At 61.3% G+C, this 24506-nt stretch carries 26 protein-coding genes; 15 read left to right on the forward strand and 11 right to left on the reverse strand.

What is annotated here, in order from left to right; all coding sequences use genetic code 11:
- Positions 1-180: 180 nt before the first annotated feature.
- Genes Q7J44_RS19660 through Q7J44_RS19670 form a run of 3 tightly spaced genes read right to left on the reverse strand, consistent with a single transcriptional unit; the run spans position 181 to position 3436 of the window.
- Positions 181-1191 (reverse strand): tyrosine-type recombinase/integrase, encoded by a 1011-nt coding sequence (locus tag Q7J44_RS19660; RefSeq protein WP_045682664.1) that lies wholly within the window; start codon positions 1189-1191, stop codon positions 181-183.
- Positions 1188-2180, reverse strand: coding sequence for a tyrosine-type recombinase/integrase (locus Q7J44_RS19665; protein ID WP_045682666.1), 993 nt, complete (start codon positions 2178-2180; stop codon positions 1188-1190). The genes Q7J44_RS19660 and Q7J44_RS19665 overlap by 4 nt, the downstream gene beginning before the upstream one ends.
- Positions 2177-3436, reverse strand: coding sequence for a tyrosine-type recombinase/integrase (locus tag Q7J44_RS19670; protein ID WP_045682747.1), 1260 nt, complete (start codon positions 3434-3436; stop codon positions 2177-2179). Before Q7J44_RS19670 ends, Q7J44_RS19665 begins: the two co-directional genes overlap by 4 nt.
- A gap of 139 nt (positions 3437-3575) precedes the next feature.
- On the opposite strand from Q7J44_RS19670, the gene Q7J44_RS19675 reads away from it, so the two are divergent.
- Both Q7J44_RS19675 and Q7J44_RS19680 read left to right on the forward strand, forming a co-directional pair.
- On the forward strand, positions 3576-3740 hold the full coding sequence (locus Q7J44_RS19675; RefSeq protein WP_304882821.1) for a JAB domain-containing protein: 165 nt from the start codon (positions 3576-3578) through the stop codon (positions 3738-3740).
- 113 nt (positions 3741-3853) lie between these two features.
- Positions 3854-5992, forward strand: a complete 2139-nt coding sequence (locus Q7J44_RS19680) for a ParB/RepB/Spo0J family partition protein (protein WP_304882822.1) — start codon at positions 3854-3856, stop codon at positions 5990-5992.
- A gap of 61 nt (positions 5993-6053) precedes the next feature.
- On the opposite strand, the gene Q7J44_RS19685 is transcribed toward Q7J44_RS19680, so the two are convergent.
- A complete protein-coding gene (locus Q7J44_RS19685; RefSeq protein WP_304882823.1) occupies positions 6054-6281 on the reverse strand; it encodes a hypothetical protein in 228 nt (75 codons plus the stop codon).
- Positions 6282-6973: 692 nt separating this feature from the next.
- On the opposite strand from Q7J44_RS19685, the gene Q7J44_RS19690 reads away from it, so the two are divergent.
- The gene (locus Q7J44_RS19690; protein ID WP_304882824.1) at positions 6974-7297 is read left to right on the forward strand and encodes a DUF736 domain-containing protein; all 324 of its coding nucleotides are present in this window, start codon (positions 6974-6976) and stop codon (positions 7295-7297) included.
- 116 nt (positions 7298-7413) lie between these two features.
- On the opposite strand, the gene Q7J44_RS19695 is transcribed toward Q7J44_RS19690, so the two are convergent.
- From Q7J44_RS19695 to Q7J44_RS19710, 4 genes are all read right to left on the reverse strand, one after another.
- Entirely contained in the window at positions 7414-8739 is a 1326-nt protein-coding gene (locus Q7J44_RS19695; protein WP_304882825.1) for a HipA domain-containing protein, read from the reverse strand.
- Position 8740: 1 nt separating this feature from the next.
- Positions 8741-8989, reverse strand: a complete 249-nt coding sequence (locus Q7J44_RS19700; protein ID WP_304882826.1) for a helix-turn-helix transcriptional regulator — start codon at positions 8987-8989, stop codon at positions 8741-8743.
- A 171-nt stretch (positions 8990-9160) separates the two neighbouring features.
- The gene (locus Q7J44_RS19705) at positions 9161-10207 is read right to left on the reverse strand and encodes a hypothetical protein (RefSeq protein ID WP_304882827.1); all 1047 of its coding nucleotides are present in this window, start codon (positions 10205-10207) and stop codon (positions 9161-9163) included.
- The gene (locus Q7J44_RS19710; RefSeq protein ID WP_304882828.1) at positions 10204-11031 is read right to left on the reverse strand and encodes a DUF3883 domain-containing protein; all 828 of its coding nucleotides are present in this window, start codon (positions 11029-11031) and stop codon (positions 10204-10206) included. Before Q7J44_RS19710 ends, Q7J44_RS19705 begins: the two co-directional genes overlap by 4 nt.
- Before the next feature lie 781 nt (positions 11032-11812).
- Between Q7J44_RS19710 and Q7J44_RS19715 the strand changes: the two genes are divergently transcribed.
- Complete coding sequence (locus Q7J44_RS19715) at positions 11813-12136, forward strand: DUF736 domain-containing protein (RefSeq protein WP_304882829.1); 324 nt, start codon at positions 11813-11815, stop codon at positions 12134-12136.
- A 108-nt stretch (positions 12137-12244) separates the two neighbouring features.
- On the opposite strand, the gene Q7J44_RS19720 is transcribed toward Q7J44_RS19715, so the two are convergent.
- The 3 genes from Q7J44_RS19720 to Q7J44_RS19730 all read right to left on the reverse strand — a co-directional run bounded on the left by Q7J44_RS19720 (position 12245) and on the right by Q7J44_RS19730 (position 14689).
- Positions 12245-13477: a type II toxin-antitoxin system HipA family toxin gene (locus Q7J44_RS19720; RefSeq protein WP_304882830.1), complete on the reverse strand. Its 1233-nt coding sequence runs from the start codon at positions 13475-13477 to the stop codon at positions 12245-12247.
- The gene (locus Q7J44_RS19725) at positions 13477-13845 is read right to left on the reverse strand and encodes a helix-turn-helix transcriptional regulator (RefSeq protein ID WP_304882831.1); all 369 of its coding nucleotides are present in this window, start codon (positions 13843-13845) and stop codon (positions 13477-13479) included. Before Q7J44_RS19725 ends, Q7J44_RS19720 begins: the two co-directional genes overlap by 1 nt.
- Positions 13846-14059: 214 nt before the next feature.
- The gene (locus Q7J44_RS19730) at positions 14060-14689 is read right to left on the reverse strand and encodes a DUF6088 family protein (protein ID WP_304882832.1); all 630 of its coding nucleotides are present in this window, start codon (positions 14687-14689) and stop codon (positions 14060-14062) included.
- Between the two features lie 627 nt (positions 14690-15316).
- On the opposite strand from Q7J44_RS19730, the gene Q7J44_RS19735 reads away from it, so the two are divergent.
- From Q7J44_RS19735 to Q7J44_RS19785, 11 genes are all read left to right on the forward strand, one after another.
- Positions 15317-15481 carry a hypothetical protein gene (locus Q7J44_RS19735; protein ID WP_304882833.1) on the forward strand — a complete coding sequence of 55 codons (165 nt, stop codon included), beginning with the start codon at positions 15317-15319 and terminating at the stop codon, positions 15479-15481.
- A 185-nt stretch (positions 15482-15666) separates the two neighbouring features.
- Positions 15667-16224 (forward strand): DUF6878 family protein, encoded by a 558-nt coding sequence (locus Q7J44_RS19740; RefSeq protein ID WP_304882834.1) that lies wholly within the window; start codon positions 15667-15669, stop codon positions 16222-16224.
- On the forward strand, positions 16209-17237 hold the full coding sequence (locus Q7J44_RS19745; protein ID WP_304882835.1) for an IS110 family transposase: 1029 nt from the start codon (positions 16209-16211) through the stop codon (positions 17235-17237). Before Q7J44_RS19740 ends, Q7J44_RS19745 begins: the two co-directional genes overlap by 16 nt.
- A 318-nt stretch (positions 17238-17555) precedes the next feature.
- Positions 17556-17933 carry a hypothetical protein gene (locus Q7J44_RS19750; protein WP_304882836.1) on the forward strand — a complete coding sequence of 126 codons (378 nt, stop codon included), beginning with the start codon at positions 17556-17558 and terminating at the stop codon, positions 17931-17933.
- A gap of 1 nt (position 17934) precedes the next feature.
- Positions 17935-18171: a hypothetical protein gene (locus Q7J44_RS19755; RefSeq protein ID WP_304882837.1), complete on the forward strand. Its 237-nt coding sequence runs from the start codon at positions 17935-17937 to the stop codon at positions 18169-18171.
- A 44-nt stretch (positions 18172-18215) separates the two neighbouring features.
- Positions 18216-18653 carry a hypothetical protein gene (locus Q7J44_RS19760; RefSeq protein WP_304882838.1) on the forward strand — a complete coding sequence of 146 codons (438 nt, stop codon included), beginning with the start codon at positions 18216-18218 and terminating at the stop codon, positions 18651-18653.
- Complete coding sequence (locus tag Q7J44_RS19765; protein WP_304882839.1) at positions 18650-19528, forward strand: hypothetical protein; 879 nt, start codon at positions 18650-18652, stop codon at positions 19526-19528. The genes Q7J44_RS19760 and Q7J44_RS19765 overlap by 4 nt, the downstream gene beginning before the upstream one ends.
- Before the next feature lie 125 nt (positions 19529-19653).
- Positions 19654-20217 (forward strand): hypothetical protein, encoded by a 564-nt coding sequence (locus Q7J44_RS19770; RefSeq protein ID WP_304882840.1) that lies wholly within the window; start codon positions 19654-19656, stop codon positions 20215-20217.
- Between the two features lie 65 nt (positions 20218-20282).
- Positions 20283-20927 carry an antitoxin of toxin-antitoxin stability system gene (locus Q7J44_RS19775; protein WP_304882841.1) on the forward strand — a complete coding sequence of 215 codons (645 nt, stop codon included), beginning with the start codon at positions 20283-20285 and terminating at the stop codon, positions 20925-20927.
- A gap of 72 nt (positions 20928-20999) precedes the next feature.
- Positions 21000-21254, forward strand: a complete 255-nt coding sequence (locus tag Q7J44_RS19780; RefSeq protein ID WP_304882842.1) for a type II toxin-antitoxin system prevent-host-death family antitoxin — start codon at positions 21000-21002, stop codon at positions 21252-21254.
- A 363-nt stretch (positions 21255-21617) separates the two neighbouring features.
- Positions 21618-24458, forward strand: a complete 2841-nt coding sequence (locus tag Q7J44_RS19785; RefSeq protein WP_304882861.1) for a Tn3 family transposase — start codon at positions 21618-21620, stop codon at positions 24456-24458.
- Positions 24459-24506: the final 48 nt, after the last annotated feature.

Raw genomic sequence — 24506 nt, forward strand, 5'->3', positions numbered from 1 at the left:
CTTTTGTGCCCCGTTTTCTTATGTGCCCCGAAGTCAAGATCGGTAGCTCTATCAATGGCTTCTGAGGCAAGGCTGGGCACATAACGGTGCATGCTTGTTGGCATCAGGTGTTTCTGGTTTTGGGCGACAGATGATTGTCGAGACACTGGGCGGCCAATCATGCCGCCCAGTGTCATATCGCTACAGGGATGAGAGCCACGCCAGCATGGCCGCGTCATCTCGCCATGCGGATTTTCGTGCTTTGCCACCAGCAACCGGCTCAAGCAGTTTCAGGGCTTCCGCCTTCATGCGTATGGTTATCTCGGCGTAGCGATTGGTCGTCTCCAGATTGACATGCCCCAACCAGCCCCGAATGACGTTAACCTCCACCCCTGACTCGAGGAGATGGACCGCCGTTGTGTGCCGAAACACGTGGGGCGTGATGTGGGTGCGTGAGGCTTGTACGCCCGCCGCCTCCCAGAGTTTGGCGTGATGGCGAATACGCTTGTAGATGCCGAAACGGGTCATCCCGCCGCCTGTGCCGCCGACGAACACAATGGTATCTGGCGAAAGAACTGTGGCGCGTTCATCCAGCATGTCCTGCAACGCCTTGGCGGTCTGGCTCCAAAGAGGGCAGGTTCGCCACTTTGACCCTTTGCCGAGCAGCCTGACCCGCGCCGGTGAGGCTAAATCGAGTTGGCCCACCTTCAGTTGCGCGACCTCTGAGACGCGCGCACCGGTGTTGTAGAGCAGCATGAGGAGCGCGCGGTCGCGCAGCGAAAGACGATCCTGGGCGGGGATGCAGGCAAAGAGCGCCTCGACCTCATCACGTGCCAGAAACTTCATCTCTGGGCGCTGATGGCGCTTCATCGGTATGGCTGCAACCTTGGCGCTGACCGGCAACATCTCTGGTGCGGTCCGGCAGAGATATTCGAAGAAAACGTGCAGGGCCGTCAGGCGCTGGTTGCGCGTACTGATGGCGTTGCCGCGCTTGACCTCCATGTTGTTTAGGAATGCCTGCACAGCAGAGTAGTCCAAATGCTCGAACCCGAGGCCACTGACCCCGATCCGATTGGCATCCGCAACGAAGATCAGGAATAGACGCAGGCTGTCTCGATAACTGCGGATCGTGCTGGATTGCAGGCCTTTGTGGCGCGGCAGATACTCCAGAAAGTAATGGTGAACGGCGGTGGGAAGGTTCAGCTGTGTCATGCTTGGCCTCCACCGCTCAGCGTCGGTGCGAAGGCCTCGAAACGCTGATTGGCGGCATCGAAAAGATCGTTAGTGATGGTCAGATAAACTGCGGTGCTGCTGGGATTGAGGTGCCCCAGAAATGTGGACAGATGATGGAGGCGGTCTGCCGGCGTGATCCCTTGGCGGTACCAGTTCAGCAGGGTGCGCACCGCGAATGAATGGCGCAGGCCATGAACGTGGGGACCGAAAACTCCAGGCGGGATCACAAGGGCGAGTTGCGGCAACAGGTCATCGCGAAAAGTGTTCCGGATGCTGTTGGTGCTGATCGGTGTACGGCCATTCCAGGAAAATAGGTAATTGGTGCCCGAGCAGGCGAACCCATGTTGCTCGCGTTGCGTCAGGTAGCTGCGTAGCCTGGCGGCCAACTTGGGGCCAAAGGGCACAAGTCGATCCTTGCCAAACTTGGTATTGCGGATCTCCAACACTTCGCGGGTCAGGTCCACATCGCCCCACTGAAGGCGAGCGACCTCCCCGACCCTCAGCCCAAGGCCAGCGAGCAAGGCAAAGATCATCTCGTAGAGAATGCCGCGCTGTGGTGCGCGTGAATTATCTGGCAATGCTGCGGCCAAAGTCAGCAGTAGCCGGATAGTCTTGTCAGAAAACAGGTAAGGCAGCTGTCGCGCTGTTTGCGGCTGAGGCTTGATCGTTACCGGTGAGGCACCAAGGATTTGTTGGCTGGCGATCCAGTCGAACAACCGTCGAACATCTCCGAGCAGATTATTGTAGCTCCGCGGGTTGGTTCGGTTGCGGGAATCCAAGAAGTCCTGCAGGCACTGTGCGTCAATCGCCTCAATGCTTTCCACGCCGCGGTTGTTGAGAAATCGATCGAGCAGCCGAAGTTGGCGATCTTCGCAGGCGAACTTGCATCCCATGGCGCGTTTTGCACGCAGGTATTGTTCGATCTGAGGGGCCAGGATGCTTTGAAAGCTGTTCCAGGGGGCGGTCATAGCACGTCCTCCCCTTGGGCAATGACCATCTCTCGCAGCTTGTGCACCGCCACCTTGCCATAGACCAATGTGGATGCGGGGTGGCGATGACCGACGTAATCGCCAATGACTTTGAAGGGCAGGTCGGCTTCTACAAGGTGCTGAACGCAGGCATGGCGCAATGTGTGCGAGCCGGCACGTGCAACCTGAATGCCAATACTGCGCATGCGGCCAGAAACCATGCACGACACCCCCGTATGCCTCATAGGTGTATATGGCGATCTTGCGGCCAAGAAGACTTGGCGATCGGCGATATCCGTGCGCCGAACGTGCAAATAGGCGATTATGGCTTCGCCGACGGTCGCTGACAGCGGATATCGGGTCGAATGGCCGCCTTTGCGCATTGGGATGCTGATCTGGTCATGCACCCAATCAATATCATCGAGGCACAGGGCCGCGATCTCTCTTGCACGCAATCCGTAGCTGGCCAGCAATGTCAGAATGGCATAGTCGCGTTTGCCCACGTCGGAGCGGCAATCGACGCTGGCCAGCAGGCGCTCGACATCAGGCCATGAAATGGCACGTGGAATGGATGCTTGTCGATAGGCGCGGCCGCGCGGAAGACTGCGTGTGAGATCGTTCGCAATGATGCCTTCACGGTGCAGATAGGCGAGGAAGACGCGCAAGGCGCCGGTCGTGCCGAGCATGCCGGACTTGTGCAACGTCTCCGCGCGGGTGTTAATGAAATCAGTGATGGACGCCGGGGTAAGCGCCGACAGGGTTATGCCCGTCTGCGCCAAGTATGACTCGAACGGGCGCAGGGTGTAGGTGTATTTGTGTAGCGTGGCTTGGCGCAGTCCTTTCTCGTTGAGAAGGAAAGGGAAAAAACCAGGTGCGCTGACACAGAAGGGCATGCGGGGACGATGGCTCGGACGTGTGAAACCAGGCAGAGCTAGGCAAAGCATTCGCTCCACAGGCAAACGGCTTTGGGAAGCGATTGCCGCCCGGTCCTGTGCGCTCTTGCACCACTTGCCGTGTTTAGCAAACCAGTGGCTTACAAACGCATCTACGTGATCTGGAAGCTGATCAAGGCGTTGAACACCACGTCCAACGACGAACTCGTTGAAGTGTCCGAGGGCCCGAACATTCTGCTGAATAGTAGCGGTACCGGTATGTAACTCATCAAGCGATTGAACGTAGCGCTCGATCTGCGGCCCAAGCCACTGGGCTCTGATACGGTCGATCACCTTGAGCGACCTGAAATGGCGTTCCAACATGACAAGCATCCTTCTGGAAAATTGCAGGAGCTGTCATGTTGCACGACGTTTGCCGTTATGTGCCGGGCTTTAGCTCAGAAGCCATTGAAAGAGCTACTGATCTTGACGGCGGGGCACATAAGAAAACGGGGCACAAAAGGTGCACAACCATCCCTCAGGCGATCCTGAGCCGTCCGACGCCGATATTGCCATGACGAAGGAGGTGCAGAAGGCCTGCCAGGCTCTCGGCCTCGTCCTGCATGGCCACATCATCGTTGGCGCCGGCCGGGAGGTCAGTCTGCGCGGCCGGGGTGATCTTGGATGATTGCCCGTTGGTCTGCGGCCCGGGCGGCTCTGAGAGGGAAAGAAGGGAAGGGGGTTTTCGATGGGTTGGAAGTCGAGAGAGAGGCTCTTGGCGCCCGTCGGGAGATCGGTCCGATGACCAACATGCAGAAAATCACCCTCGCATCTTCGCGGGACATCCCTTTCCACAACCTGGTCCTGAGCCAGTCGAACGTCCGGCGCGTGAAGGCCGGCATCTCGGTCGATGAGCTGGCCGAGTCCATCGCTCGCCGCGGTCTGATCCAGAGCCTGCACGTCCGCCCGGTGATCGGCGAGGATGGGGCCGAGACCGGCAAATTCGAAGTCCCCGCTGGCGGTCGGCGCTTCCGGGCTCTGGAACTGCTGGTGAAGCAGAAACGCTTGGCGAAGGCCGCCCCCGTGCCCTGCATCGTCAGCTCGACCGATGACGGCGTGCTGATCGACGAGGTCTCGCTCGCCGAGAACATCGAGCGTGCGCCACTGCATCCGCTCGATCAGTTCCGCGCCTTTCAGGCCATGCGCGAGAAGGGCATGACCGAGGCGGCTATCGCGGCGGCCTTCTTCGTCGACGCGAAGGTGGTGAAACAGCGTCTGCGCCTCGTCACCGTCGCGCCTGAGCTGCTTGAGGTCTATGCCGCCGATGAGATGACGCTGGAACAGCTGATGGCCTTCACCATCTCCAGCGACCATGTACGGCAGGCGCAGGTCTGGGAGGCCGTCAAGAATTCATGGTCGAAGGAGCCCTATCAGATCCGCCGCATGCTGACGGAAACCGCGGTGCGTGCTTCCGACAAACGCGCCCAGTTCCTGGGGCTTGATGCCTATGAGGCTGCGGGCGGCTTCGTCCTGCGCGACCTCTTCCAACAGGATGACGGCGGCTGGCTGCAGGACCCCGTGCTGCTTGAACGCATGGTGGGCGAGAAGCTGAAGGCTGAGGCAGCAGCCATCGCCACCGAGGGCTGGAAATGGATCGAGGTCGCTGTGGGCTTTCCCTACGGCCACACCATGGGCCTGCGCGAATTGATGGGCACCACGGTCGACCTGACCGACGAGGACCGGGCCACCCGCGAGGCACTGCGGGATGAATACGACCGGCTGGAGGCGGAATACGCTGCGTCTGATGATCTGCCCGAAGAGGTCGACCAGCGCCTTGGCCAAATCGAGCGCAGCCTTAATGCCTTCGACAGTCGCCCGATGGCTTTCGATCCCGAGCAAGTTGGCAGGGCAGGGGCCTTCGTCAGCATCGACAGCGATGGCAGTCTTATGGTCGAACGCGGCTTCGTTCGACCGGAGGATGAACAGCACGCCGTACCCGTGGGTGGGGGTGCTGACACCGATTCCAATGGCGCTGCGGCATCGGAGGTCGAAAACGGCGAACACCATGCCGCGATGATCAGCATGGCGGACGAAACCCGCCTGCATGATGACGACGAAGACGAAGGCGATGCGATCAAACCGCTGCCGGAGCGGCTGGTCATTGAGCTGACGGCGCACCGCACCTTGGCGCTGCGGGACGCCGTGGCAAGCAATCCGCGCATTGCGATGACGGCGCTCCTGCACAAGTTGGTCACGGATTGCTTCGTCTCCCGAGCTTCCGGGGCCGCCCTTGAGGCCAATGTGCGCGACATCCATCTGCCGGTGCAGTCTGCCGACCTCGCCGACAGCTTCCCGGCGCAGAGCATCGACGCCAGGCACGCTGGATGGAAGGCTGACATTCCGCTGGGGCAGGGGGATGACGTGCTCTGGGATTGGCTCCACACCTTGGATGAGGCCAGCCGGCAGGCGCTCCTCGCCCATTGCCTCAGCTTCGGGGTGAACGCCTTCTATGAGCGTCCGAACCCCTATAGCAGCATGGGGATCAGCCAGCACGGTCTCGACCGCCGCCTGCGTGAGGCTGACCGCCTGGCCCGCACCACCCGGCTTGATCTGGTCGAGGCGGGCTGGAAACCCACTGTCGCCAATTATCTCGGCCGCGTCACGAAAAGCCGCATCCTGGAAGCCGTACGCGAAGGGGCAGGGATGCAGGCCGTTGAACTGATCGACCACCTGAAGAAGGGCGACATGGCGCGCGAGGCTGAACGGCTGCTCGACGGTTCCGGCTGGCTGCCTGAGCCACTGCGCCTGGATGATCCGGACGTTGGCTCAGAAGCCGTGACAGAGGATGCCAGCATCGAACTGCCCTCCTTCCTCGCCGAAGACGACGATGTCCAACCCGACGACGACGAGGAACGCCAGCACATGATCGCCGCTGAATGACTTTCAACGGGGCGGCTTCGGTCGCCCCGTTCTTTCATGTGAGCGCATTGAGGGAGCTATTTCAGGCCAGTCGTTCGGAATAGCGCTTCTTCACGGCGCGATTGATGAACTGGTTCAGCCCATCGCCTGACCGCGCCAGCACGATCATACGGTCAAGATTGGCCTGTCCTGCCGACACCGAGGTATAGCGGTAGATCGCTCCATCCTTGAACTCGACATCCATATGCGTCGATCCGATCTCGTAGGCCCGGATGCCGGAATCCTGATCCCAATCACGATATGGAGTCATTTCGCGCGCCTCGTTAAACGATGTGGCGTGATCATAGGGTTTGTTCGTGTTTCGTTCAAGCGCGGGTGCAGCATCATGGCCCCGGATTTCGACGGACCTTTGCCAAGCGATCTTCGACGCAGCGGTTGGTTAGGGCAGGAGGGGCAGAGCACTGGTCTAGCCGTCAGATCGTCGCCGAGTAAGCGGATTGCTCAGTTAACCCAGTCTGGATCGACAAGCTCCTCGGCCAGTCGTAGCACTCGTTAGAGGATCGTCCATTGCATCGCCATAACGCTGGCAGACCTGAATCCGGTGGAGCGGCGGGGCCGCGAGGCAGCAGGGCAGGGGGAGCGCAAGCTGGCCAAACTGGCTAGAGTGATCTCATCGCCGGTAGTACCTGTCCTGTCTTCCTGACGGGCCTTCAGGTTTGCCTTGATCTCCGTGGTTTGTCTGTCCAGCCCGCGTCCAACGGCCTCTGGTGATGGGCTGATCTGCCCGAAGGACGGCTTCACCTCGACCGCTTCGACGCAACAGCGTCGTCACAACTTTCTTCCCCTGCCGGTGCGGGCACCGTCATTCCTCGCGCGGCAAGAAAGTTCCTCCTGTGCTGTCCAGCCCCCGGGGAGGGGGTGCGCCAGCGGTCGCCTCCGGGCTGTCGATCGCCATCGAGGCCGCAAGGACGCGGGCCCGAAACAGCAAAACGGAGAAAGAACATGGCAACCATCGGCACCTTCAAGAAGACCGGCAACGACTACACCGGCGAAATCTTCACTCTCAGCCTGCAGGCCAAGGGTGTGCGCCTCGTCCCCGACCTGCGGGCCTCGGGCGAGAACGCCCCCTCCCACCGGGTCCTCGTCGGCCGCGCCGAGATCGGCGCCGCCTGGACGAAGACCTCGAACGAAGGCCGCGCATACCTGGGCCTGAAGCTGGACGATCCGAGCTTTGCCGCTCCGATCTACGCCAACCTCTTCGATGACGAGGACGGCGAGGGCGCGAGCCTCATCTGGTCCCGCCCCAACACCCGCCGCGGCGACTGATCGCCACGGCAAAGGCCCCGGTCGAAAGACCGGGGCCAACACTTCAACCGGAGCAAAATTTCAACGCTTGTTGAAAACCCGCATTTCGATGAAAGACTCGCGTTGCCGGAGACGCTCTATAGCATCTTTCGGATTTGATCCGCGCGTTGCATAGAGTCCGTGATGATCGGATCGCTCACACTGCCTGGCACCTGATCCGCCGCGCCAAGTCTGGTTCTCTCCAATGCCGGACCAAGACGGTCCGCCATCTCTGCGAGAAGGTCCAGAGCACGGTTTTTCGGAAGGCCACTGGCTTTGCCCTCGGCCTCAAAATGGCGTGGTACAATCTCGTCGATGCCGTAGTGGCCGTCGATGGACATGGCGAGCCGGTACCGTTTGCGCTGAAGGCGTCCGGCATGCACGACGGGTGCTACACTCAGGATGTCATAGAGCGGTGCGAGACGGAAACGTCCGCGGCGGCCCAGTTGCAGGCTGAAATTCTTGGCATGCCCGTCAGAGGCACCGATCAGGAAATAGAAGATCTGGGCGCGGAAGAAGGTTTCACGATCCGTTATCGGATCGTCTGATTCCCGCAGGAGTTCCATGATCAGGGCAATGCCCGGACCGCCCGCTTTTTGGTACTTCCGGGCGGAGGGGTAGCCCAGGGATTGGCAAATATCTTCCTGCGGTAAACGCTTCAGGGTTTCGCCTTCCCAATGCCGGTCGAAGCGTTCGACAGCCAGCACGACTAGCCGCGGCAGAGCGATCTTCTCGACCTTTGCCACCGGCAAACCAATCTCGCGGCCCAGCGTCATGCAGAACAATTCGTTCTCGACGCTGTCGCTCATGTCGATTTCGTCAGGGCCGGGCAGGATCCCCATCGGGGTTTTGAAGATGTGGCTTGTCGGCGTGATACCGCGCGGTTTCGCCCAATGGCCGCCAATGCGAAGGTAGGCGGTTTTTTCCTGTGCCCCGGCGATGGATATCCTGAAATCCTCGTCGTCCCCGAGTGCCAAGGGCGCTGCCGCAAGGTTCTTAAGATCGGCGACCATCTCCTCTTCGGAAATCTGACGATAATCCATATCTTGGGCTGCGGGTTCTTCTTCCAAGGGCAGGAATTGCAGCGCGCCCACACAGTCCCGCCCGAGCGCAGACAGGAGAGAGAACACGTCTTTGCCTTCGGCGCCGACCCGCGCTGCGATCTTTTCGCGCAACTCTCCTTCGGCATCGGGCAGCAGGTTGTCGAAAGCGGCAATCACCGGATCGCCTTTCCAGTCTCCTTGGGTCAGTGGCATGATACTGGCGACGGGGAAGGCCAGGTCCGAGGCCAGCCAGGCTGGATCGTAGGAAAAGGCAACGCCGCCATCGGTGGCCTTGATCAGCGTGCCGACCCGTGTCCGTTCATACCAGACTGCCGTCTTGCTACGCCGGATGCCGACCCGCCTGCGTGCCAAGCGTGCCATATCAGTTCGTATCCTGGTCAGGTATGCGCCCGGTCACGACCAACTCAGCACCGAGGGCTTCGAGAAGGCGCAGATAGACGTCGAGGCTGACCGAAACGACGCCCGTCTCGATATCCGAGATGGTGGATTGGGCAGTACCCGTCGTTTCAGCGAGTTGCTTCTGGGTCATCCCCTGGGCACGCCTGCGGGCGCGAAGGGCTGCTGCCGCGTGCCGGAGGCTACGTATGGAATGGGTGAGGGGCTTTTCCATACCAAACTGATAGTCTGTCGGCGATATTTCGTCAATATAGCCAAAAGACGATTTTTCCGTGATATCCCAGTTGAGCTATAATTATGAAATATCGTTCAAGGGCGATGCGGAAGTCTCAGCACGGCGCAAGAAGAAGTAGAACTCGGCTAAGCCGCGCCGGAAAGATAAAGCTCAGCCCGTTGGGATTCCTGGCCTTCCATCGCCGCATTCCGGGCAACGGCGCTGAAAAACGTCTGAACCGTTCGCACCGTACCGCGCCCCGCAGTGGCGACATTGCAGGATGTAGACGATCTGGTTGTGGTCGGTACCCGGCTGTCCGGTGCGGGACAGCACTTCCTGACTATTGCGGTTCACGTAACCTGTTGCCGTAGTTGAGGATCTGCGAGGGCTGTCACTCTTTGGGCGGGAGCGGGGCTTGTCAGTCGGGGGCCAAGTGGTTCCGAGAATCCAGCCTTCGACCTGAGCTGTCATCGCAACACTTTCCGGCTGTGGCGGCGCAAACGCCTGATTGATTTCACCGCTGATACCGGCCTCCTGAAGCCAGCGCGCGATTGCATAGGCATCGTGCTGATCGGGAGTTCTGGCCTCGCTGCCATAGAGGCTGCTCCACAGCCTCGGATAGGCCTCGAGGATCACGGAGGCGTCCTGAGCGGGTTCCCAACCATCAAAAGGCCAGAAATGGATCTGCGGGCGAGCCTGTCGAATTTTGCGCAGCCATGGGATGCCGGCATGAGTTGATTTGGCGACCGTTCCCTGAACGTCGAAATGGAAAACTGACTTTGCCGATCCGGCAGCCTCCTCGGTCAGCCGCCGCCAATGCCTCTCCCCTTGCCGCGCCGCGCCATTTCCAACTGACCCGTCGCGCACGAAATCGACATAAGTGTGCTTGCGATCTGTCGGCCAGTGCGCACAGAAATCGTCGAGGAAATTCGGCCAATCGGGCTCAAGGCCATGCCGCTCGAAGTAGCGTATGGGGAATGAAAAGCCGTGATCAATGCCGACAACTGTCGGCACCGATCCATCCAAGGTTTCGATCAGCCAATCGGCGAGGCTGTGCCTTGTCCAGTATTTCTTGGGGCCGGCGGGCGGCAATACCTCTTCGGCGACGCTGTTGCCCAAGGTCTGATAGCCGCGCAGCCCTTTCAGGCTGGCCTCGGCGGTTTCTGCCCCTGAATAGTCGATGCCGATGGTGCGACGGAATCTGGGACTACCGATCATTGGAAGCTCGCCTGAAACTGTGTGGCGGTCAGCGAAACATGGGCATCAAGTGGCGGTCGCAGCTCAAACGCCTGCGGGGTCCGCGCGAAATCGTACAGACGGAAGAGATACCAATCCTGACGACGCTCCTCTGCCACAGCAAGCTCGTTGCGCGAAATGTGGAACGGAGTACGGTCCCAGCCGTTGGTCGTTTTGACCTCGATCAGACGGTCACGCCCGTCATGGCTGAAGCTGGCGATGTCATATCCTGCTCCATCGCCATCCTCGCGCGAAACCCAGCGGACACGACGCGCCAGATCGTCCCGGCCGTGGTGACGCAGGGTTTCGCGCTCATGATGAAAGACACGCTCTTCTCCTGCGCCACCCAGAGTGCGATTGCGCTCGTCCCGGGCGGCAACGTCGAAGCGGCGGGCAACTGCTTGCATCTGGTCGAGTTCGGGTGGTGACAAATTGCGAAAACTAGGGGCAGTCCCGATGAAGAGGGGCGCGGCTTCAGCCATAGCGCTGGAGTGGGTCCTAATCAACGACGGCTCCCACTCAGGGTGTCCTGCCAGCCAGCGTGACACGGCCACAGCCAGCGCCATCTGGAAGTTAAAGCGTGGTTGATAGCCCCTGATCGTGGGCAGGCCAAACCCACGGAACGCGGCTGAGATGTTGCAGAGTTTGAATTCGATTGATCCCCGACTGCGGCCAGTCTGTTCCTGCAAAAGCCGGTTCTGCGCCGCCTTGTTGTATGCCTCGCCGGCCAATTCCTGCCCGAGCATCGCGAAGTAACTCGCAACGCAGGCATCGTTCTCAAGATCGGTCCAATCGTCTGCACTCATGGGACGAGGCTAGTCGGGCTGCGCTTGGCTGTCATCCTGAAACCCTTTGGATTGCGATGGTTTCCCGTCTGGCCTGGAGTGATCATTGATCAAGGGGAGTTTGGCCAAGACGTAAAACTGTGCCTCGAAGGTGTCGTGTGACTTGGACCAGCATCGCCTCCAAATCGTTTTGACGGGCCTTCGCCAAGCCATCATTGAAGCGGCAGGAACTGGTGCGGAGAACGAGGGCATTGGCCATGCCGTTAGATCATCATCGAGTTGCGCGAGCTGAAGTGGAGTCTCAGCCATTATTGGCCTGCATCTTGGCCCAGTCGCAGCCCTCGTTCGAAAATCGTCCTTTACCTGCCATCACGCGGCGCGACCTGAACCGGGTGGAGTGGCGGGAGCCACGCGCCAGCAGGGGCAGGGGAGAGGCGCAAGCTGACCTGACTGGTCGCTGAGGGGATTTCATCGCCGCTAGTGCCTGACCTGTCTTTCCTGATGGGCCTTCAGGTTCGCCCTGATCTCCGTTGTGTATCTGTCCCAGCCCGCGTCCAACGGCCTCTGGTGATAGGCTGATCTGCCCGAAGGACGTCTTCGCCTCGACCGCTTCGGCGCAACAGCGTCGTCACAACTTTCTTCCCCTGTCGGTGCAGGCACCGTCATTCCTCGCGCGGCAAGAAAGTTGCGCCTCGGCTGTCCAGCCCCCGCGAGGGGGGTGCGCCAGCAGTCGCCTCCGGGCTGTCGATCGCCATCGAGGCCGCAAGGACGCGGGCTCGAAACAACAAAATGGAGAAAGCATATGGCAACCATCGGCACCTTCAAGAAAACCGGCAACGACTACACCGGCGAAATCTTCACCCTCAGCCTGCAGGCCAAGGGTGTGCGCCTCGTCCCCGACCTGCGGGCCTCGGGCGAGAACGCCCCCTCCCACCGGGTCCTGGTCGGCCGCGCCGAGATCGGCGCCGCCTGGACAAAGAAATCGAACGAGGGCCGCGCATACCTAGGCCTGAAGCTGGACGATCCGAGCTTTGCCGCCCCGATCTACGCCAACCTCTTCGATGACGAAGACGGCGAGGGCTCGAGCCTCATCTGGTCCCGCCCCAACACCCGCCGCGGCGATTGATCGCCAAAGCAAAGGCTCCGGTCGAAAGACCGGGGCCGAAGTCTTCAACCTGATAGCCCCAATAGACACGCAGGGCGGTTCTCCGGTGGGTCCGAAAATCCCTACCAGCTACAGCCCGAGTGCGGCATCCATGCGCTCATGTTCGAAGGCCGGGGCACAAGCGTTCAACTCCGTGCCGCCCAGCCCTTGGCGGCGCAACTCGTCCCGCCAGTTGTCGCGGATGCTTCGCCCCATGTCCCGAGCCAAGATCCGGGCTTCCTGTACTTTGAGATCGAAAAACTCGGCCGCTTCGATTGCGGCGGCGATGTCCGGCTCATGCCCATGGATCGGGCTGATCCCGGTTTCCATCTGAGCGTGGCGCCGGGGCTGAGGATTGACGTCGAAAAGTGGCGAAAGACGCCATAGGTTCTGCCCCGCATAGATGAACCCGTGGTTCTTCAGGTGGTCATCCGTGTTAGTGACAAGTATCCCGAAAACCATCCGGCGCCAGATTTCCAGCAGATCATCGCTGGGCCGGGCCGAGATGGTGCGAATGATGTCGGCAATGTCCGTGTAAAAGCCGCTCGCATGCCCAACCTTGCCCAGGGCGGTGCGCGCAGAGATATAGGGAACCCGGCCGCCATCCCGGCGATCAAAACGGCTGAAGAGACCGATTGGGTGCGAGCTGCCGGGCAACTCGAGCCGGCATTCCGGCGTGCGCAGTCCAAGGATCCCCGCAAGCTTCATTGTTGCCACCTCGAGACGTTCCACAGGCCATGTGTCGTTGATGGATGTGAACTTCGCGAGCCAGAGCCGGTCCCCATCCCTCATACTGGCCTTTGGTCGCGCTCCGCCCGGCGTGCCGGCGGCGCCGACGAGATCCAGCGCATCCTGCTCCGCGCCGGCCGGGTCGCGTTCGAACCTTTGTGCGATCTTGAGCAGGTCCTCGATTTCAGCGAGGCGCGGGACGGGTTTTCCGATCTGCGGGAAGGGCTCGCCATTTTCCTGCAGCAGGCGCAGCGCGCCTTGGCGCGCAGTGTCGTCGCATGTGGTCAAGAAGTCGAACTCGGTTGCCCCCTCGCCCAGAACCCGGCGCATCAGCTTGCGGCCCCAACTGTCCGGGGAGGTATCCGCAAAGGGCCCAGCGATGACATCGCGCTTCCGGCTTTCGCGCCCGCCGGAGCTGGCATGATAAGGCACGCTCGCCCGCGGCATTTGCGGGCAGAGGTCGAAACCACGTGGGTTGTCGATCCATTCTTGGTCATAGATGAAGGTGGAATGCGCGCGCCGCCCGTCCGTTTCAAAGACCAGACGGCCGACCGGAACCAGCCCATTCCCAAGAACGACACGCGCCACGACCATCAGAACGCGCTCCCTTCATCATCGATCTCATCAGATCGGTCCTGCGTTTTGGCCGATCTGCCGGACGGCGGCTTGCGGCGGTTGGCGATCCGCTCCGGCAGGCGGGCCTGATCAAGGACCAGGCCAGTATCGTCCTTCGCCGGATCCAGCATTTCGCCGAGCCGGTGGAGCTCGCCCAGGACCATGAGCGCCATGGCCAAGGTCTCAAGGCGCACACCACCATCGCCCGTCTCGAGCTTGGCGAGCGTCTTGTCGGTCACGCCCAAGCGCTCGCAGAAATCCGCAACAGACATCCGCCGCTTCTTGCGGGCGACACGGATGTCATGGCCAAGGCGTTTGAGGGTTGTCTGCACTTGGTGCGATGACATGATTGGACCGGAGAAATATCCGCCTTATGCTGCTATGTCCGTATTTTTGTCCGTGTTAGGTCATTTCGCAGGGGAAGTCAACCAAGCGGGAACTAAGACGGACAATAGTCCGGATTAAATAACTTAGACCGGAATATTATCCGGTTTATCCCTACTGGACCTAGGGGCCGGGGGCACATCCGTGGATCAGGTCTCCTTGGCATTGACGGCTCGCTTATCCAAGGTGGTCGTTCGGCCCGAGATCGGCAATCGACAGCAAGGTGGCACGCATCCAAGCGGGCGCTTGGGCGGCGCTTTTGGCGAGTATCTTCTTGTCGCTGTCCGAGAGGTTCCTGACGGCCACCTGCAGCACATCTGCGGCGCGGGAAGCGCCCACATGGCGCAGCGCCTGAACAACGGTCCCTGCCGGGCTACCGGGGGCAATCAGATGCTTGGGTGAGGCGTGTCGGAGATCGACCACGCGATCGCCAAGGACCACGCGCCGGGATGGCCCATCTGTGAGCCACGAACTTAGCGCAGCGACCTGCGTGGAGAGGCCAAGTAGATTCGCGGCGCGCGCACCATCGATCTGCAAATGCGAGCCGGTTTCCCGTGCTAGGGCCTGCGCCACGTCATCGGGTGCGGGGGTAAGGGCGCCGAGCTTGGGGTGCAACTTGGGAAAGTCGTAGAGTCCGCGCGCAAGCCGCCTGAGATGGCCTGCCTTGGCCAGGCGTGACAGGGCCTGATCAACCGCAGCACGTGCGGCCATGTCGAGGAAGTCGCGCGGCGTGAACACGCTGCCGCGTCCGCTTGCGCGGACACGCTTCATGACCCGATCAGGAACGGAGGCGGACGTCGTCATCATATGTCAGAAAATCGCCTATGTTTTTCTGACAATCAAGTGCGGAGATTTCAAGGTGGGTTTCGCATTGATCGATTGCAGAACTTCGGCAAGGAAGACGATGGCACATCCCGGCAAAGCCGGGACCGGGCTCTGGTCGTCCCGACTGGAGCCTGCCGGGCAGTCTTCCCCCTATTCGGGCAACGATCCCTTGCGCGACGGCCGGTCCGGCCGGCAGGAGGCCGATGGCCTGAGGTTCGGCGCGTTGCGGCCTCGTGCCAGAGGTCGGGTGGTGCGCGTGGCCCCCCTTCGTATTCATGGGCAGCATTGAAATTCGTGAGACCCCGGTCTGGAACATGACGATCAATTGAGAACAACTTGGCGACACGGCTGGCGAGCGGTGGGCATCCCGTGACGGGGCAGGGCGCCTGTCCCCGGGTCAAAGCCCCATCCCCCGCTTTCATTCGCTGTCCTTGGTCTGATCCGTCTCTTTGACACTCAACCCCAGAGGGGTCGGCTACGCGAGCGTGCCGCCCTCGCGGATTCGGACGAGCCGAACGCACGAGAGTGATTGCAGATCCGGTCAGACACTTCGGGCGCCTGTCGCGCGGGGGATGGTCCTCCGCCCCCAAGAAGACAGGAGCCCACCCCATGTCCTACAAGGATGCCACCGCTTTCGCCGCCTCCCTCGCCGCCACGTTGATGGTCTCGATCGTCGTGTTTCAGGCCGGGGACGGCACCCACGGTGCGATGCCGTCCGATGAATACGACGGCGACGAGACCCTCGTCGCCCTGGAAATCGACCCCTTTGGCTGAGGCGCGCAAGCGCCTCACCCACCCCTCCGGGGGCGCTTCATCAGCGCGACCGTCCGGGGACACGGCGCCGAACCGAGGGGTCCGGCAAGGGAGAGGTCGAGGGGGGAGCGGGCAGGGCGAGCCCGCTGAGACAGAGAGAGCGGCGGCGGGCTCACATGTCACCCGCTCTTCCCGGAGATCCCGAAATGACCATCCATCTTCCCAGCCGCGCTGCGCCGGCCCCTGAAACCTCGTCCGAACTGGCGCAAATCCTCGCGGAGCAGGCCGAACGCAACGCTGCTGAGGTGGCGTTGCACGCCCGGAACAAGGAGGTGCTGTTCGACGGGCTGCGCCATGTTGGCATCGCCCATGTCCTGGTCAACTTCGATGGCTCGGGCGACAGCGGGCAGATCGAAAGCATCGAGGCCCGCAATGATGCCGGCCACAGCGTCACGCTACCCGCCGCTCAAATCACCTTTGCGGGCATCGACTGGCAGAGCGGGGCACCCACCGAGCGCCGTCTGACCTTTGAGGCCGCCGTCGAAGAACTGGTCTACGATCTCCTCTCCGATACGCATTCCGGCTGGCAGGACAATGACGGCGCCTATGGCGAGTTCTGCATCGATGCCCGCGCGCGCTCGATCCATCTGGAGTTCAACGAGATGGGGTGGTTGCCGCCCTCCCCAGCGGCCACGCCTGTGTGTCAGGATGACCTGGGGCAGCAACCTTCATGCGGAGAGGACGAAGAATGTTGGAAACGATGATCGGTGTTGATTTGGCTAAATCGGTCTTTCAGGTACACGGCGCTTCGATGACCGGCGTCGTGAGGTTTCGCAAGCGGTTGACCAGAAGCCAGTTTCGCCGGTTTTTTACAACTGAGCCCAGAGCCGTTTTTGTGATGGAAGCTTGCGGAAGCGCGCATTACTGGGCGCGCGAGATGGTCAAGATAGGCCACGAGGTGAAGCTGATTGCCCCGCAATATGTGCGCCCTTTCGTCAGGCGACAGAAAAACGACGCGGCTGACGCGGAAGCAATTGTAGTCGCAGCTCAGCGTCCTGAGATGACTTTCGTAGGCACGAAGGACGAAGATCAGCAGGCAAGCGCGGTACTGTTTCGGTCACGGGAGCGCTTGATCCAGCAGCGCACGGTCGCGGTGAACGCGCTGCGGTCGATCCTCTACGAATTCGGACATGTCGTGCCTTCAGGCATTCGCAACATTCGGCGGATCGAGGAAATTCTCGCTGCAGAAAACAGCGATCTGCCATCTCTGGTTCGGACCGAGTGCTTGGATATCATCGCGCAGATCCGGGAACAGACGGCCCGGATCGAGGCGAAGACCAAGACGGCCAAAGAACTCGCCTCGAAGGATGATGTCGCGCGGAGACTTCAGACGATACCGGGTGTTGGTCCGCTGACGGCACTTGCTGTTGAAACTTTCGCTCCCGAAATGTCGACATTCAAGGGTGGTCGAAACTTTGCCGCTTGGCTCGGGCTCGTCCCACGCCAGTTTTCGTCGGGAGGCCGCGAAAAGCTCGGCCGTATCTCCAAGGCAGGCCAGGCGGACATACGACGGCTCCTGATTGTCGGTGCCATGTCACGTTTGAACTGGATGGGCAGGAAGACGGTCCCCGAAGGGTCATGGCTCGCTCGCATGATTGCCAAAAAGCCGCGGATGCTTGTGGCAATTGCGCTGGCAAACAAGATGGCCCGGATGGTTTGGGCGATGCTGACCAAGCAAGAGGATTACAGAGAGCCAGCAACTGGCTTGGCGACGTAAGAGAATCTGGCGCCGGTTATTGCTGGCGACAGAGGTGTAGGAAGTCGACGACCTGAATGGGCGAAATGATCGAACAGATCTGGGTCAGGAAAACCAGCGAAGCGCTCGGAGCGGAAAAGCCCGTCAACGAGTTCTGGACCTGATCCGCAGATCACCATACCGGCCCGCAGCCAATGATACGGCTACACATCAAGGCCTGACACAAGACCGCACTCGATCTGATCCTCGTCGGTTGAAAACTCCTTGCATCACGGGCGGCAACCACACAAGCGCTTTACCTCGTCCGAACTCTTCACCCACGATTTCTGAGGGGCGGCGATGGCACATCCCTATCACCATGCCCTGTCGTCGGTGAAGAAATGGGGCGGGACGGTCGAGGACTATCTCGCCTGTCATGAATTCTTCGATGCCTCGAAGCTCATCCTGGCGGATTTCCGGCATCGCGCCCTCCGTCATCATGCCGAGGGGATTTTCCTGCTGGAGCAGGTCCACGGGAAAACCCTGACCCTGTCGTCAGGCCGGGTCATTCCGACCCGCTGGGTCGGCGAGCAGCATGTCCGGGAGGATCTGGGCTTCATTCCCAGCTTTGCCGACTGGGCGCGGTCGATCCGGGCCGAGCCCTGGATGGGTCGGACCCAGAAGATCGAGACCGACGTCGATCCGCATCTGGCTAGCCCCATGCGGGAGATCACCTGAGATGAGCCGAGTATATCAGAACCTCGGTCTTCCGTCTGAAGCCTCTCCCCTCACGGTCGTCCGCACGGCGATCCGCCGGTTGCATCCCGACACGCTCGCGGTTCGCAGCTGGCGCGAGGCGCGCAAGCGCTACTACCGCGACATCTTGCAGGCCCACGCCGCGGCGCAGGCCGCCGCAGAAATCCCCCAGCCCGCAGAAGCGGGGCTGATCTCTCCCCCCAATCGCAATCCACTGTGACCCGGCCTCGTGGCCCGGGTTTCTCATTCTGAAAGGAGCCTATCGTGGCTGACTATTTCACACACTTTTCCTGCGTCATGGACGTGGGCACGCCTGAAAAGGCCATTGCGGCGCTCAACCTCTTTCTGCGCTTGCGCGAGGAAGACGAGGCCTTGGGCGATCCGGAATTCTCGGGCTTTGCCCTGTCGCTTCAGGATGGCCCGGGCAGTTCGGTCCTCTGGTTCCACGACGACGGGCAGGGCGATGTCGAAGGCGTCATCCGCTTCGTGCTGCGCCTCGCGGAAGATCTCGACCTCACCGGCCTCTGGGGTTTCGACTATGCCCACACCTGTTCCCGGCCCCGATTGGAGGCGTTCGGCGGCGGCGCGCATGTCGTCGACCTCGGAGCGCGCAAAAGTATCGGCTGGATCAGCACCCATGAATGGCTGACTGCTGCGCTGAACGGCGAAGACATCGACGCGGTGGAGGCGCTTGTCGCATGAACACGGCTGTTTCTTCCCGCAAACCCACCTCTTTCCCCGTCCCAGAATTCGGTCGCAGTGCCGATGGCATGCCCGTCGCCCGGATCGGCGATGCCGCCTATGCCATGATCCCCACGGCTGACGGGCGGCATTACCTCGGCAGCGGTTGGCGCCTCTCCAAACCCCTGTCGGACTGGAAGCGGTCCGACTTCTATGGCCATGGTGGCGACGTTGCCGATGAGGCTGCTTTCCACGCCGTCGTTCAGGGACAGATCGAGCATCAGGGCGAGAAGGCTGCCCTTGGCCGCCAGGAGTTCCGCGCCCATGCCAGCACGCCCTGGGGACCATCGCAGGGCGCGGTCCGCTACGGCGAGGGCGTGGTCTTCCACTCGACCTCCGGTCATGGTGGGTTCCACCTGTCGGCGGACCGCAATGCCCAAGTCCATCCCCTGCTGCGAGAGGCTGGTGGCTGGTACGAGGAAGATGCCGCCTGTGCCGCTGTCGCAACCGCTTGGCCGGATCTCTTTACCGGGTTGGAGAGGCGCCAAGCCGAAGAGACCCTACGCCACAGCTGGCCGGATGCCTGGGAGGCAATCAAGGGCCAGGCGCTGCGCCCTGGTGAATCCCTCACGCGTGATGGCGAAGCCTTTGCCCGCGATCACGCGAAAAACTGGGTCGTGATCTCGGCGATCTATTCCGACCAGCATCGCGGTTTCACTGAGGTGATTGCCACGCGCGGCGGGCGGCGCGATCCCCAAGCCGAGAAGCGTCGCTTCCTTGTCCCCTCTGGGGACTACAAAGTTGGCACCTTCGGTTTCGTCATCGATGAGGCGCGCCACGCCGTCTATGACGGCCCGTCGAGTTTCATCGGCTGGCGGGGCAGGGCAGGGGGGTGATCCCCAGATGGCCGGCGCACGGCTTCTCGGTCGGGCACTCGCCAGAGGGAGAGATAGGCGGGTGGCTCCGTGACGGGTTTCAGGGTGGGAGAGAGTCTCCTGCCGCCTGTCGCGGAGTGATCCAGATGACCGCACCCATCCCCCAAACCGCCTTCCGGGGTCCCGGCGACAACTTGATCGGCGGAGTTCTTGCCCATCTGCGCCTTGCGGACCGCTTGCCCCTGCGGATCAGTTGCCACTGCCGCGCGCATTGGGACGATCCGGCGCTCGATCAGCTGCACTTCGAGCGCGAGGTCGATCTCGGCACCTTCGGTGACCTCGCGGCTGCAATGATCGTAGCTCGCACCGCAGTAACTTCCGGTCTGATCGCCGCAGGCAACGATCCGGCCCTGCGTCTGGCGCCGCAGTTCATCACCATTCTCGATGCCCAGCAATGCCTGGTGCTGGCAGGTGACGTGCAGGCAGGCCTGATCCGCTGGTGCGCGCCGGTCGACAGCGATGCCGAGGCGCGGCGCGTGGTGACCGACGCCTGCGGGCTTCGAGCCGAGGCCCGCGTGGCGAACGACATCGGCGATCCCGCGTCCGCCGCTGCGCTGCTCACCCGCGCCCGCTCGCTGGAAGGCCGACTGGTCGAGCCGTTCTGGCGCGACCTTGCAGCCGCTGCAGTCGATCACGCCCTTGTGGCCTGATCTTCGCCCCTTCCGGAAACTCGCCCCAGCCGTTCTGCGGGGCCATACAAGACAGGGACACGCTCATGCCCCAATTGATCGCAACGACCGTCTATCGGATCGATGAACTTCCCGAGGGCGCCAAGGACAGTGCCCGCGCCTGGTATCGCGAGGGCGGTTTCGACCATGACTGGTATGACGCCGTCTACGAGGATTTCCAGCGCATCGCGGAAATCCTCGGCATCCGCCTGAAGACCCGGACCACTCGCCTTATCGGTGGCCGCACGCTGCAGGATCCCTCTGTCTGGTTCAGCGGCTTCTGGTCGCAGGGCGATGGCGCGGCTTGGGAGGGCTTCTATTCCTACCGGAAATACGCCGCTGCCGAACTTCGCGCCTATGCGCCGAAGGACAAGACCCTGCACCGGATCGCGGAGACCTTGCAGGCGGCGCAGCGGCAGAATTTCTACCAGCTGCGCGCCGAGGTTTCACATCGCGGCAATTACTACCATGCCTTCACCATGGCGGTCTCTGTGTCCCGGCACAGTGTGGCTGCGGTCGAGATCGTTGGCGATGCCGAGTCCATCGTCACCGATGCCCTGCGCGACCTCGCCAATTGGCTGTACCGCCAGCTTGAGCAGGAATACGAATATCTGACATCGGACGAGGCCGTGGATGAAACGCTGATCGCCAATGGCTATACTTTCACAGAGGAAGGGCGACGGTTCAGATAGAACGGGGCCGTATGATCGCGCTTGCAGAATATCCAGAATATCTGTATATTCTGTTCAAATGGAGGTTCCGGTATGCAACACCTACCCGAGTTCAAGGCCGCAGACCTGACGCGGCACACCAGCGAGCTTTTCGATGCGGCGATCCGCTCTCCGGTCGCCATCACCAAGCATCGCAAGCCGAAATTCGTGCTGATGAGCATGGATCATTACCAACAGCTCGCCAAAGGTGCGACCCAGCAGGTTCACATGCTGGATGAAATGCCAGACGACCTCAAGGCACTGATGATCGAAGGGCTCGAGCGGGACATGAACCAGGATGCCGAATAAGCCCACAGCCGGAGAGGTCTTCCGCTACCCGTTCCTCTGGAAGCGGGAGGAATTGTCCGGCGAAACCGAGGGCCGAAAGAAGCGCCCCGTTTGCATCGCCGTGACTGTCGCCAAGCAGGATGGCGAGACAGTGGTCTTCATCCTGCCGATCACGACACAGCCGCCGCAGCCCGCGCGACATGCCATTGAGGCCCAACAGGCCCGAGCGTGCATATATGGACATTTTAGAGAATATAACATGAACGAACTGTCTGTTGACCGGACAGCTTGAAGACGGGAGGCTGTTTCTGGCGTTGTTTGGGGGATGACGGGTTGGAACGGTCTTTTGTCGAGGTTTGGAGCCTATCCTTTGATGACATCGGATTGATCGAGGGGATCAATCGTTCCGGCCGGGTCTGGTTTGCGTTTCAGCTGAGCTTCTTCCGAGCGCGGGCGCGATTTCCGTCTCGGTCGGGCGATGTCCAGGCCGATGTCTTGCGTTACCTTGCCGCGCAGCTGGGGATCGCCGCGCCGGAAGCGCGGGATTTCGAGTGCGGTCATGTGACGGCGCGCAGGCACCGGGCAGCAATCTTGAGGTATTTGGATATTCGACGTGCCGCTGATCGAGATCGGCAAGCGTTGCGGAATGAACTGGCTTTCGTGTTTCGGGGATCCTTCGGGAAGATTGAGGATCAGGTCGAACTTGGGTATCGCAAAAGCCGCGCGCAGGGGTTCTTCGTTCCGTCGGACAAGATCATGGAGCGGCTTGTCCGCGGTGCTCGGCATGATGCCGTTGAACACCTGCTCAAGAGGATTGCAGACAGCTTGTCCGGTGAGGCCTGCCGGAAACTGGAGGCCAGCCTGGCCGGCCCCAAATGCGCAACGGGGTTTCTGAGTTTGAAAGCGGATGCGGGTGCCGCCACTTTGGAAAACATCCTGGCGGCGACAATGCGATTGGCATTCGTGAATGCGCTCGATTTACCATTCCAGATCATGGAAGATGTCGACCCCGCCCTGGTCCAGCGACTGTCCCGCCGCGTCGATGGTGAGACCGCGGCCGAGATGCGCCGCCATGGCGACACGCGTCGGCTGGGTCTCTTTGCGCTCAATCTCATGCATCGCCGTGGCGAAATGATCGACGCGCTGATCGACCTGCTGCTTGAGATCATCCACCGGATGCAGACACGGTCGCGCCGCCGGGTAGTGGGGGCGATTGCGCGGGATATCGAGCGGGTCCATGGCAAGGAGCGCCTGCTGGTCGATATGGCTATTGCAGCGGTGGATGAACCCGAGGGCCGGGTGCTTGAGGTCATTTATCCTGTCGCGAGCGTGGCCAAGCTGAAGGCCGTGATTGAAGAAGACGGCGCCAAGGGCACGCTGGACCGGCGAATTCAAACGGCGATGCGCGGCTCCTACGCAAGCCACTACCGTCGGATGGTACCAAAGCTTCTTGCCGCGCTGCAGTTTCGATCGAACAACGCAAGCTGGCGCCCGATCCTGGATGCACTCGATTTGATCGAGCGGTGGCAACAGGATGGACGACGGGTCGTGCCTGTCGATCTGGCTCCTCAGGGTTCCATTCCCGCCAAATGGCGCGAGGCCGTCATCGATGCATCCGGCCGTCTGAACGTGATTACCTTCGAGCTCTGCGTATTGGCACAGTTACGTGAGAGGGTGCGCGCGAAGGAAATCTGGGTCGATGGCGCTGACCGCTACCGCAACCCGGACAATGACTTGCCGACCGATTTCGAGGCGCAAAGACACATATATTATCAGGGCCTTGGCCTCACCCAGGATGCCGGAGCGTTTGTCTCGCAGGTGCGCGATGAGCTGACGCGCGAACTCCACCTTCTGAACCGAACCCTGCCGGAAAACGAACAGGTCCGGTTGCGAACATTCGGGGAAAACCGGATCAGAGTAACGCCCTTTGCCCCGGTGCCGGAACCACCGGGGCTGGGAGCTCTCAAGCGCGAGGTCGAACGCGTCTGGCCGATGACCGGCCTGCTCGATGTCCTGAAGGAAACGGCATTGGACACGGGGTTTCTGGATTGCTTCGAGACGTCCGCCAGCCGCGAAGCCTTGGCCCACGCAGACCGGGACCGGCGGTTACTGCTGGCGCTCTATGCTGCGGGGACCAATGCCGGGATCAAACGCGTCGCCGCCGGTGTCGGTGACATTAGTTATGACGAACTGCTCCACATCCACCGCCGCTATATCGACCCAAACGCGCTGCGTGCCGCTGCGGCGCGCGTGGCTGATGCGACACTGAGGGTCCGCAATCCCGCGATCTGGGGCGCGGCGGGCACGGCTTGCGGTTCGGATTCCACCAAGTTCGGTGCCTGGGACCGTAACCTGATGACTGAATGGCACGCGCGCTACGGTGGGCGCGGGGTGATGATCTACTGGCATGTCGAGCGTCAGGCGACCTGTATCTATTCGCAGCTCAAGAGGTGTTCGTCCTCGGAGGTGGCGGCGATGATCGAGGGGGTGCTCCGGCACTGCACCGACATGGAAATCCAGCGCCAGTACGTCGATAGCCATGGTCAGACTGCTGTCGGTTTTGCCTTCTGCCATCTGCTCGGGTTCGAATTGGCGCCGCGCCTGAAGGCGATTGCCCGCCAAAAGCTGGTCCTTCCCGCCGCGGGCATGCGGACGCACTTGCCGCATCTGGCGCCGATCTTGTCGAACGTAGTCGATTGGGCCGAGATCGAGCGGCAATACGACGAGATGGTCAAATACGCCGCCGCCATGCAGCACGGCACCGCCGACCCCGAAGCGATCCTGCGCCGGTTTGCCCGGACCGACGTGATGCACCCGACCTACAAGGCACTGGCTGAACTGGGTCGTGCCATCAAGACGATCTTCCTGTGCCGCTATCTGCGATCAGAAGCCCTTCGCCGGGAAATCCACGAAGGCCTGAACGTTGTCGAGAACTGGAACAGTGCGAACGGCTTCGTCTTCTTCGGCAAGGGCGGCGAGATTGCCTCGAACCGGATCGCCGATCAAGAAATCTCCGCCCTGGCGCTGCAACTGGTCCAGGCATCGATGGTTTATGTGAACACGCGCATGGTCCAATCGGTCCTGTCGGACCCGAATTGGCAGGATCGACTGTCTCCAGAGGACTATCGCGGCCTGACGCCGTTGATCTATGCGCACATCACACCCTATGGCCGCTACGATATCGATTTGGAGACCCGGATCGATTACGAGCGTATCGCGGCTTGAGCGTTACTATGAGTATACCCAAAATAACGCAAGGCATGAACAGCGAAA

The organism is Pseudotabrizicola sp. (genome assembly GCF_030656345.1).
Classification (GTDB): domain Bacteria; phylum Pseudomonadota; class Alphaproteobacteria; order Rhodobacterales; family Rhodobacteraceae; genus Pseudotabrizicola.